Annotated in this window: 9 protein-coding genes; 4 read left to right on the top strand and 5 right to left on the bottom strand. The window is 46.3% G+C overall.

Going from position 1 to position 11,590, the window contains the following annotated elements; translation table 11 throughout:
- Window positions 1–7: 7 nt before the first annotated feature.
- The 3 genes from AC27G9_RS01120 to AC27G9_RS01130 all read right to left on the bottom strand — a co-directional run bounded on the left by AC27G9_RS01120 (window position 8) and on the right by AC27G9_RS01130 (window position 3,287).
- Window positions 8–1,615 (bottom strand): carboxyl transferase domain-containing protein, encoded by a 1,608-nt coding sequence (locus AC27G9_RS01120; RefSeq protein WP_487070149.1) that lies wholly within the window; start codon window positions 1,613–1,615, stop codon window positions 8–10.
- 98 nt (window positions 1,616–1,713) lie between these two features.
- Window positions 1,714–2,883 (bottom strand): isovaleryl-CoA dehydrogenase, encoded by a 1,170-nt coding sequence (locus AC27G9_RS01125; RefSeq protein ID WP_487070151.1) that lies wholly within the window; start codon window positions 2,881–2,883, stop codon window positions 1,714–1,716.
- Complete coding sequence (locus AC27G9_RS01130; protein WP_487070153.1) at window positions 2,880–3,287, bottom strand: MerR family transcriptional regulator; 408 nt, start codon at window positions 3,285–3,287, stop codon at window positions 2,880–2,882. The genes AC27G9_RS01125 and AC27G9_RS01130 overlap by 4 nt, the downstream gene beginning before the upstream one ends.
- Before the next feature lie 246 nt (window positions 3,288–3,533).
- On the opposite strand from AC27G9_RS01130, the gene AC27G9_RS01135 reads away from it, so the two are divergent.
- The 4 genes from AC27G9_RS01135 to AC27G9_RS01150 all read left to right on the top strand — a co-directional run bounded on the left by AC27G9_RS01135 (window position 3,534) and on the right by AC27G9_RS01150 (window position 8,299).
- A complete protein-coding gene (locus AC27G9_RS01135; RefSeq protein ID WP_487070155.1) occupies window positions 3,534–4,709 on the top strand; it encodes a thiolase family protein in 1,176 nt (391 codons plus the stop codon).
- A gap of 103 nt (window positions 4,710–4,812) precedes the next feature.
- Window positions 4,813–5,589, top strand: a complete 777-nt coding sequence (locus AC27G9_RS01140; protein ID WP_487070157.1) for an alpha/beta hydrolase family protein — start codon at window positions 4,813–4,815, stop codon at window positions 5,587–5,589.
- 9 nt (window positions 5,590–5,598) lie between these two features.
- Window positions 5,599–6,810, top strand: a complete 1,212-nt coding sequence (kynU, locus tag AC27G9_RS01145; protein WP_487070159.1) for a kynureninase — start codon at window positions 5,599–5,601, stop codon at window positions 6,808–6,810.
- Between the two features lie 79 nt (window positions 6,811–6,889).
- Window positions 6,890–8,299: a diguanylate cyclase gene (locus AC27G9_RS01150; protein WP_487070161.1), complete on the top strand. Its 1,410-nt coding sequence runs from the start codon at window positions 6,890–6,892 to the stop codon at window positions 8,297–8,299.
- Here AC27G9_RS01150 and AC27G9_RS01155 read toward each other — a convergent pair.
- Window positions 8,296–9,957, bottom strand: a complete 1,662-nt coding sequence (locus AC27G9_RS01155; RefSeq protein WP_487070163.1) for a flagellar assembly protein A — start codon at window positions 9,955–9,957, stop codon at window positions 8,296–8,298. The genes AC27G9_RS01150 and AC27G9_RS01155 overlap by 4 nt on opposite strands.
- A gap of 191 nt (window positions 9,958–10,148) precedes the next feature.
- A complete protein-coding gene (gene sbcB / locus AC27G9_RS01160) occupies window positions 10,149–11,579 on the bottom strand; it encodes an exodeoxyribonuclease I (RefSeq protein ID WP_487070165.1) in 1,431 nt (476 codons plus the stop codon).
- Window positions 11,580–11,590 lie beyond the last annotated feature (11 nt).

Below are 11,590 nucleotides of genomic sequence, written 5' to 3' on the forward strand. Positions count from 1 at the left end.
CTCAATACTACATTCTAAAGATACCAAACTGGGTATCTTCGATGGGTTTGTTTAGCGCAGCAGACAGCGATAGACCCAGAACACGACGAGTGTCTGCAGGGTCAATGACTCCATCATCCCACAGCCTAGCCGAAGCGTAGTAGGGGTGACCTTGTTTCTCGTAGGTATCAATTACCGGTTGTTTGAAAGCCGCTTCTTCTTCTGTACTCCAAGTCTCGCCAGCTCGTTCTTTCTGATCTCGCTTAACCTGTGCAAGCACGCCTGCGGCTTGCTCACCACCCATTACCGATATACGAGCATTGGGCCACATAAACAGGAATCGAGGGTCATAAGCGCGACCACACATCCCGTAGTTACCCGCACCAAAACTACCGCCAATAAGAACGGTTAGTTTAGGGACTTTTGCGCAGGCGACGGCAGTTACCATCTTAGCGCCATGTTTCGCAATACCTTCGTGCTCGTACTGTTTACCAACCATGAACCCGGTAATGTTTTGCAGGAAGACCAATGGGATTTTTCTCTGGGCACACAGTTCTACAAAATGCGCGCCTTTCATCGCGGATTCGCCAAACAAAATGCCGTTGTTTGCAACGATGCCAACAGGGTAACCAAAGATACGAGCAAAACCACATACTAAAGTGGTACCGTATCTCGCTTTAAATTCGTCAAATTCAGACCCGTCAACAATACGGGCAATGATTTCTCTCACATCAAATTGTTGGCGCGTGTCTTTGGGAATGATGCCGTAAATCTCTTTACTGTCGTAAAGCGGCGCTCGCGGCTCAGTCACGTCAATATCGATGGTTTTCTTGCGATTTAATCGCGCAACGGCATCTCTGGCAATGCTCAACGCATGGTGGTCGTTGTTGGCCAAGTGGTCTGCAACTCCGGATATCCGCGTGTGAACATCGCCGCCACCGAGCTCTTCGGCGCTGACTACTTCACCTGTCGCAGCTTTCACTAATGGTGGGCCACCCAAGAAGATAGTCGCTTGATCTTTCACTATGATGCTTTCATCTGCCATGGCGGGAACATAAGCCCCACCAGCGGTGCAAGAACCCATGACCACTGCTAGTTGAGGAATATTTTGAGCGGACATATTCGCCTGATTGAAAAAAATACGACCGAAGTGGTCTTTATCGGGGAATACGTCATCTTGACGAGGCAGATTCGCACCACCGGAATCGACAAGATAGATACACGGCAAGTGATTTTCTTCGGCAATGGTTTGAGCGCGTAGGTGTTTCTTAACGGTTAATGGATAGTAGGTTCCACCTTTCACAGTGGCGTCGTTTGCCACTATCATGCACTCTTGGCCATTAACAAGGCCGATTCCCGCAACCACTCCTGCACAAGGCACATAGTCCTCGTAGACGTCATAAGCGGCTAGTTGACCGATTTCCAAAAACGGCGAACCTGGGTCGAGTAAAGCGTTAATTCGGTCACGAGGAAGCAGTTTTCCTCGAGATTGATGGCGCGCTGCGGCTTTTTCACCGCCGCCTTGCTTGACAGTATCAATCACCGATTTAAGGTCATTGACTTGTTCAACCATGTGTTCACGGTTGACGGCGAAAGCGTCAGATTTGGTATTTATTGCACTTTTGATGACGGGCACGTTGACCCTCCTATTATGCTAAAAATCTGACCGTAGTCAGATAGTTTCTGTCGTGAGGTAAAGAGGCCTCTTGTGGGCCTCTAATCAAAGCTTTTGAATTACTTAGTTTCGTTGAACAACTCGCGGCCAATCAGCATACGTCGAATTTCAGACGTTCCAGCGCCGATTTCATAGAGTTTGGCGTCGCGAAGTAATCGCCCTGTTGGGTATTCATTGATATATCCGTTACCACCGAGTAATTGGATAGCATCTAATGCCATTTTAGTCGCCAACTCGGCAGAGTAGAGGATAGCACCAGCGGCGTCTTTTCGTGTTGTCTCGCCGCGGTCACATGATTGTGCAACAGCATAGACATACGCACGTGCAGCATTCATTTGCGTGTACATGTCTGCTACTTTGCCTTGAACCAATTGGAACTGGCCGATGGATTGACCAAACTGTTGTCGGTCGTGAATATAGGGCACAACAATATCCATACAGGCTTGCATAATACCAAGTGGTCCGCCAGACAGTACTAAACGCTCATAGTCCAAACCGCTCATCAGCACTTCAACGCCCGAGCCTTCTCGGCCTAGTATGTTTTCAGCAGGCACTTCACAGTCTTCAAATACCAATTCACAGGTATTGGAAGAGCGCATGCCCAACTTGTCTAGCTTTTGTGCTCGGCTGAATCCAGGGAAATCTTTTTCTACGATGAACGCGGTGATACCACGAGAGCCACCGTTAGGATCGGTTTTCGCATAGATCACGAAAGTGTCTGCGTCTGGCCCATTAGTAATCCACATTTTATTGCCGTTTAACACGTAGACATCGCCGCGCTTTTCCGCTTTGAGTTTCATGCTGACGACATCAGAACCGGCGTTAGGCTCACTCATAGCCAATGCGCCAATGTGCTCACCACTGACCAATTTTGGTAAATATTTTTCTCGTTGAGCGTCGTTGCCATTGCGGTATATTTGGTTTACGCACAGGTTTGAGTGTGCGCCATAACTCAGGCCAATACCTGCTGAGGCACGGCTAACTTCTTCCATGGCAACGGTGTGAGCCAAATAGCCCATACCTGAACCGCCGTATTGTTCAGAAACCGTAACACCCAACAATCCCATTTCGCCAAGTTTAGGCCAAAGTTCATTAGGAAATTGGTTGTTCTCGTCAGAAGATTCTGCCAATGGTGCAATTTCGTTTTGCGCGAATTGATAAACGTGATCGCGAAGCATATCGATATCTTCGCCAAGACCGAAATTGAGAGTAGGGTAGAGAGTGTTCATGCAATTTTGCCTCGTTTAAGTTCTGCTAACTCTTCGCGACAGCGAGACTCGACGTCATTCAGTTCTGTCATGAGCATTTGAATATCTTCTAATTGTTGTAGGAGTACGGCACGTTTCTGTTCGGTCAATGCAATCATGGTTTCAAGTTGCACGGCTGAATTCGGATTAGTGTCATACATTTCAAATAATGTTTTTACCTCGGCTAATGAGAAGCCCAACCTCTTACCACGTAAAATTAGCTTTAACCTTACACGGTCTTTGTTACAGTAGATTCGGGTTTGTCCCGTTCTTTTTGGACTCAGAAGCTCCTGCTCTTCATAGAAACGGATTGAGCGTGGAGTGATGTCGAAATCACGGGCGAGCTCGCCGATGGTATAGGTTGGTTCATTATTGTGTGTAGTCATTCACAATACCTTGTGGTTTACACCTAGTGGTTACCCGGTTTCGATTGTCGGATTGACAGTCGAGGTATTCAGGTTTACGTTAACGTAAATTATACTTAACGTTAAGGTAAGGTAACATTTTCTTAACGTCAACCTGTCATAGGTTGTGGGTATGCGTCAGCTAGCAGAAAGTGTTTACTTATGTGTACGGTTTGATGGCGTACTCGCAACTCAACTTATTGAACCAGTAATAGAGGCACTAAGACTATGAGTGATGGAACAGTAGTAATTGTAGCGGCGAAAAGGACTCCAATGGGCGGTTTCATGGGGAGTTTGTCTGGTGTGCCAGCAACGGATTTAGGTGCAGATGCGATCAAGGCGGCCTGCGCTGATGTAGATGTTAATCACATTGATGAAGTGATTATGGGGTGTGTGTTACCTGCGGGTTTAGGCCAGTCTCCAGCGAGACAGGCATCATTGAAAGCCGAATTGCCACTTTCGGCTGGTGTTACCACGATTAACAAAGTTTGCGGTTCAGGCTTAAAAGCTGTCATGCTAGCGCACGACCTGATCAAAGCTGGATCTGCTCAAGCTGTCGTCGCTGGTGGTATGGAAAGCATGAGTAATGCGCCTTACATGTTGCCTAAAGCACGTGGTGGGTATCGCATGGGACATGGACAAACACTTGATCATATGATGCTTGATGGGCTAGAAAATGCCTATGATGGTAAAGCAATGGGGTGCTTTGCCCAAGACACCGCCGATTCAGAAGAAATTACTCGCTCTGAAATGGATGAGTTTGCTTTAGCTTCACTATCTAAAGCCAATGACGCGATTGCCAATGGCACCTTTAATGACGAGATCTCTGCTGTGACTATCGCGACCCGTAAAGGAGAGATTGTTGTCGATACAGACGAAGGTCCAGGCAGCGCAAGACCAGAGAAAATCCCGAGCTTGAGGCCTGCGTTTAAAAAGGACGGTACCGTCACTGCTGCGAATTCGAGCTCCATTTCTGATGGCGCGGCGGCATTGGTTGTCATGAGTGCAGAAAAAGCCTCAGAATTGGGCTTGACGCCTTTGGCTAAGGTTGTCGCCCACGCAACAAACTCGATCAAGCCTGAAGATTTCACAGTAGCCCCTGTTGGCGCTATGGAAAAAGTATTAGATAAGGCGGGTTGGTCTAAAGACGACGTTGATTTGTTTGAGATTAATGAAGCATTTGCGATGGTGACAATGCTGGCAATTCGCAAGTTGGGCTTGGACGAGTCTAAAGTAAACGTCAAAGGTGGCGCTTGCGCATTAGGTCATCCAATCGGTGCATCTGGCGCTCGAATTCTCGTCACTTTACTTCATGCTTTAAACCAAAAAGGCTTAAAGAAAGGGATCGCGTCACTGTGTATTGGTGGCGGAGAGGGTGTCGCGCTTGCAGTAGAAATGCTGTAACGGTTGATTCCTCGTACAAAGATGGCACGATAGCGATATCGTGCCTTTTTTTGTTAAAGAACCAATGGTTAGACTTTGTATCCTAGTTGTGGTGCTTCTGAGTGTGTCTTCACATGCTAAAGATAAGCCCTTAGACGTCCCTTACAGCGATATTCTCACTCTCTCTGCCGATGCACCTACATCCCATATTCAATATGGCGATTTGCCTTTGCAAAACATAGCGTATTGGCAAGCAAAGCAGAATGGCCAAGACGATTCATCTCCAGCGGTTGTTTTTATTCATGGTGGCTGTTGGTTAAATCAATTTGATCGAAGTCACAGCGATGCCATGTCTGCGGCTTTGCGGCAAAACGGCGTCGACGTCTATTCTCTAGAATACAGAAGAGTCGGAGATGAAGGTGGTGGGTGGCCAGGAACCTTGGTTGATATCGAAGCCGGATTAGCAGCCGCAATTCAACACAGGCGCCAAGCATCCACCAATGAGAACATCCATTTAGTAGGGCATTCGGCGGGTGGTCATTTGGCATTGTTGAGTGCAGCCCGAAGTCAATTTGCGTTTCGTTCTGTAATTGGTTTAGCGGCAATTACAGATATCGTTGACTACGCAAATGATAAGGGGAGTTGCCAATCTGCAACACCAAAATTTATGGGTGGAATGCCAAAGGAATTAGGTGATACCTACGCAAAGGCGAATCCAGTGAACTTTCAATATGCGATGCCCGTAAAGCTATTACTCGGTACCAAGGATAAGATTGTACCCAGACAACATTTGGGCTTAGCTCAGGCCGCTATATATGAACTGGATGGCGCTGGACACTTTGATTATTTACATCCAGACTCCGCGTCATTTGAATTGTTAGTTACCCTTATTCATCAGTGATTTAATATCATGAACAACAAACCGTCGATATCAAGCGTTTATCGAGCAGAACAATTTGCGCTACCAGAAGGCACTATTTATTTGGATGGAAATTCGCTGGGAGCGATGCCGTTATCTGCACAAAACAGAGCCAAAGAAGTCGTTGAAAAACAATGGGCACAGGGGCTAATTACGAGTTGGAATCGTCACGATTGGATCGATTTACCCGAAACAGTAGGCAACAAAATTGGTACATTGGTCGGGGCTGCACCCGGGCAAGTCATTTGTTGTGACACAATTAGCGTCAATCTTTTCAAAGTTGTCAGTGCAGCGCTAACTATGCAAACGGGCCGCAGCAAAGTGTTGACGACAATCGATAACTTTCCGTCCGACATATATACTCTCGAGGGTGTGGTGAGTCGTCACAATGGCATCGATCTAACCTTGATTGATGAGGCTGACATACTCGCCCAATTATCTGAAGATGTGGCGGTATTGGTGTTGACCCAAGTTAACTTTCGCTCAGGACAAAAGCTGGATATGGCCACTATCACACAAGCTGCTCATGCGCTCGGGATATTGGTCGTGTGGGACTTGGCCCATAGCGCGGGTGCGTTCAAGGTTGAATTGGACGAGTGCCAGGTCGATTTCGCTGTAGGTTGTACCTACAAATACTTAAACGGTGGGCCTGGTTCCCCCGGTTTTATCTATGTGTCTGAACGACATCAGCAGGTTTATCGGCAACCTATTAGCGGTTGGATGGGGCATGCTTCTCCGTTCGAATTTTCTCCAAATTACGTGCCTGCTGAATCGATAAAACAAAATTTATCTGGCACGCCGGGCGTCATCGGCATGTCAGTATTGGATGCAGCGCTGAACGTGTTTGATGAGATTGATATGAAAGACGTCGAACAGGCGTCTCAAGAGTTATCCGTTTACTTTCTTGCGCAGATGGATAGCTTGGGTTTGTTATCAGAATTTGATTTGGTATCGCCAAAAGAGGTCTCACAACGAGGAAGTCAACTCGCATTTTCACATCCTCAAAGCTACGCTATATGCCAAGCATGGATTGATGCTGGTGTCATTGCTGACTTCAGAGCCCCTTCCATTCTTCGCATTGGGTTTACCCCTCTGTATCTGAGCCAAGGCGATCTGGACACCGCTTTGCAACGTCTTTTCGTTATTATGTCAGAGCGTCGCTATATGGAGCCTCAATATCAAGTAAAAAATAAAGTGACCTGATATTTATGTTCTTGAATATTGGGTCACGTGCGGTAATACTACCCGTGATTGAGAGGTAAGGTTGAAAATGAGGTGTTTTTTGAAGTTAAGGCGAGCGTTGGAATGTGGACTGGTATTTGTCTTACTTTGTTTGACTTGGTCTCATCACGCCTTTGCAAAATCAACGGTAACCTATTGCGTCGAACCAGATTGGATGCCCTATGAAGCCATACGTGACAATAGGCACGTGGGCATCAGTGCAGACTTCATTGAAATTATCAGTGCCAAAGCGAATATTCAGTTTGAATTAGTGCCGACAGAATCCTGGGAACAAAGTCTAGAATATGTGCAGTTGGGTCGTTGTGAGGTCATCGCAATGGTGGCTCCCAGTCCTAATCATTTGCGCTTCCTCGACTTTAGCCAACCTTATTTTGAAGCGCCAAATGTCCTCGTTGCAAAATCAAATAGTCCATATTTACAGGGGTATGGTGGAATTGGTGATCGGATTGTTGGTGTAACTAAAGCGTCCCGCCATGCAGAGTACATCGCCCGGTATTATCCGGATATTAAGATTCGATATATCGATACCGAACTAGAAGGTATAGCTTTGGTAAATCAGGGCAAACTAGATGTGATGGTTGGTTCTTTGCTTTCGGTAAACAATGCCATTAATTCAGGCCAATACAGTAATGCGGTCATTGTGGGTTACGCCGAACCCTATGATTCAATGACCCTCGGGGTGATGAAATCGCAACGTTCCCTAATCAGCGTATTTAACGAGGCTATCGCATCGATCCCAGAAAGCAATAAAGTCGAAATTCTAAAACGCTGGCACAACGTGAAAGTGCAAAAATCTGACGAATATACACTGACGATTTTGATTGTGTGTGGATGTTTATTGGCTTTAACATTAAATTTTTGGCGTAGACGCGTGGTAAAAACCTTCTATGCCGCGCTGGATCGTAAAACTCAGGAAGTAGAGCGTTTAGAAGCCGTATTGACTGACAAAAACCGTACGCTAGAGTTTTTATCGTCCCATGACTCTCTCACTGGGCTGTACAATCGCAACTACATGCTTCACAAAGTAGAAGATGAAGTATCGCGGTTTCAGCGGTTCAACTCACCGGCCAGCCTCATTTTAATTGATATTGATAATCTCAAACCACTAGCGGATAAATACGGTGTTGAGGCAGCCGATGAGGCGGTGAAACACATCGCTAATGTATGTTTAGCAACGGTCCGAGAGGTCGATGTTGCCGCACGATGGAGTGCACATAGTCTATTGATTCTGTGTCCGCAAACTCCGGTAGAGGCAGTCAAAGTCTTGGGCGATCGCCTGTTAATAGGATTGGCTCAACATTCGCTTTCTTCCGTTAAGCAGGCGGTGGTTTCTATAGGGATGGCATCGCTAGCAGACAGTGAAAACTTTTCAGATTGGTTCGAAAGAGCAAACCGAGCCGCCGGAATGGCCAAACGCGATGGCCACAATTGTGCGAGAATCGCTAGTTAGACATTAACCAAAGGCTCGTACTGCCACTGGTGCCCTTCGTATATTACCGTCGACCTGTCGTACTCTCTTTCGGAGCGCCAAGCTCTGTTGTTTAATTTGACCGAAACACCAGCATACATACGTTTAGTCGCGACCAAGCGTGCATTTTCCAAGTAGCGCTCTTTGGCATCTTTTAACTCGGTGCTTTTTAGCTCTATCCAGTTGAGCAGTGCGTCCTCATTTTTTAGCAACTCTTGGGCTTCCATTACTTTATCTTTTAAGTCTTTTGGCACGTATTTGCTGTTGATGTAATCGAGTTTCTCTTTGTGTCTCAGGTTATTTTTCTTGAGTACCGACAAGAGTTCATCGAGACCATCCCGTTTTTCCATTAGGTTGTTGAATCCCACGCTAAAGTCAATCTTAAGGGTACTACCTGAAACTGCACCTAGTGTGCCCGCAGCGACTTGGCCCTGACAAACGATGTCACAAGCAAAAATATTACCTTGTGGCCTATCCAATTGGCCAATAATGACATCTCCACCACATTGGATTTTGCTGTATGCGAGTTGTCGACCAACCGTAACGTTACCACTACATAAAAGATTGATACCTTGCCCGTGTTGCACGTGTATACTGCCAGCAGCTTGCAAACGGCAACTATATTCTGTGGCGTTGTCATTGACCTTGCCAAGCGCACCTTCGGTAATAATGATATCTCCTCCAGCCTCTATTTCGGCGGATTCGACAAAACCGTTAATTGTGACATCCCCAGAGGCCCGAATAACCATTTTCTCGGTGACATCGCCATTGACTAATACCGCGCCATCATAATTAACGTGCCCGGTGCCAACGTTAACTCCACTACAGATAAAGGTGTCGTCGACATTCATTGTCAGGTCTTGGTATTTCGGCATCCCAGCAACCGTCGCTACCAGTAAATTCGCATCTTTGTCGTGTACCGCCGTACCGCGCCCCATCTTGAATGGGCTCCAATCCCCTTCTTTGGCTGGCAGTTTGTTACCTCTCACATCAAAGCCACTTCGACCGCTGCTCGGCGGCAAACGTCTAAGGACCTCAGTGTTCGCTTTTACACAGATAACCTCACCCAAATTTCGCATGTCGACACGATCATTTTCATCAGTTTGGGGTTTGAGTACACGCTCGAGTGCGTTGGGGACTAGTGGTTTGAAACGCGATGAATAACCATCTCTTGGGGGCAGTCCTATGGCGACAATATTTTCGACGATTTGCCCCGGGGTCGCATCTTTTGCTTTGAGTAAAAGGGCTTTGATTCGCTTAGTACCTAAGCCTCTGATGATGTTACTTTTCTGAGCTAGTTTTAGCACAGCGGCTACGGTAGGTAACTTCCCTCCAAAAGGCGCAGTAATGAGCAGTTGCGCAGACATCTGGTCTTCGGGGACTCTAAACTCGACCTCGGCGTGTCGGCGTTCGCCTATTCGCTCGGTCACGTCTGAAAAGTCTCTGGTTTTGAACAGGTGATTGGCTTTCTCACAGGCACTTTTTACGCTACTCTGAGAGATGTACAGAACGTTGAATTCGCTTTCTAAAATCTCGCTTAACAAAGACTCACTACTGATCTCTCCGTCAAAGTCTTTCGGAGATAATGTCAAATCGACAAAGTTTTTTGTCTCATCAAACGATACTATTGCGCCTTTCATTATTACTTCCAGCCTTTGTTTTTATTGTTATCGGCTATTATGAAAAATATTTAAGTGTACAAGACGCGCTGTTCTTTGATTTGCCCCATTTTTTCTAAGAGCTTAAGTTTTGTACGATACGAAACTCAATAAAGAACGCCGCTCCTTACACTAAAGGATAATACTAATGTAAGCGCAATCGAATGTATTCGTCAAAGATTTTTAGCGTATTCAAACAAATCTTTGAGGATGCGGGTTTTGTGACTATTGTCTCGGTATTCCTCGAATAAACTTTCTAATTCAACAAGATAGGGTTCAAGAGTGATACTTGATGGTGAAGAAGGATCGCTTAATCTCTCTTGGCGGTGACGTTGCCACTTCTGCGCCTCTTCATAAGTGAGTGTATTAGGGTAGTTTCGGGCGCGATACCTAAACAGCTGGGTGCGTAATTTCGCGTTTTGAGTTTTGTCGGCAAAGGTACTTAGGTTTTCAGGGGCACTGCTTATGACGTCATTACACCAGCGACGTTCTTCATCAGACATGAAGCCTCCAGAATAGAGCGCATGATCGACGTCGTCTTCTTTGTCGCCATAGTCTTCGGTGTAAACATCAATCAGTTTGTTTGCTAACCCTTGGGCTTTGGCCAAGGTTTGATAATTAGATAAACAATACTCTCTGTCTAAACCTAAACGCTCAGCGTTTTCTTGTGTCATGGCTTTGGCGGTAGTGATAAAAGGCGATTTGTTTGCATGAATCAGTTTGAGGCCTGGTCGCGCAATGCCTTCAGGAAGTTCATCAGTCTTTGCGTAAAGCCATGATTTTATGCTTTCAGCGTCATGATCTAACAAAGTATCGATAGGTTTGGAAAGATCAATAGCAATGTAAGCATTGCTGTTGGTAGGGTGTTGGGCAATCGGCATGATCCACGTGCAGCAGCCCTGAGAAGCGGGGATTTTAGATGACACGTGAAGTAGGACTTTGCCCATCTGCTGATTTATTTGGCTGATGACAGTTTGCTTCGAGCGCAATGAAAAACCAAAATCGAACAATTTGGGTTGGCGCTCTTTGATTAGCTTGGCTAATCCGATGGTTGCATACACATCAGAAAGCGCGTCGTGGGCATGACCGTGGTCTATGTTGTTAGCTTGCGTCAGCAATTCGAGTTTAAAACTCGGCGTTCCATCATCGTTCGTTGGCCATTCAATGCCCTCTGGTCTCAAAGCATAGCAGGCTCTGGCTAAATCAATGATATCCCACCGACTGTTTCCATTTCGCCATTCGCGGCTGTACGGATCGTAGAAGTTACGGTAGAACAAATATCGCGACACTTCATCGTCAAATCGAATGCTATTGTAACCCACTACACACGTCCCAGGCGTTGCCATTTCGTCCTGAATCTGCTTCGCAAATTCGGCTTCAATCATACCATCACGCAACGTTTGCTGAGGGGTAATGCCAGTGACAAGAGATGCTCTTGGCTGAGGTAAGTAATCATTGGCAATTTGCGACATGATGTTAATAGGCTTGCCGATGACATTGAGGTCCATGTCGGTTCTAATGGCGGCAAACTGACAAGGCAGGTCTTTTTGTGGGCTCACACCAAATGTCTCGTAATCGTGCCACAGAAAGGTCATATTATTCATTGTAATTGCTC

Source organism: Alteromonas sp. 5NS40-0096 (genome assembly GCF_057544385.1).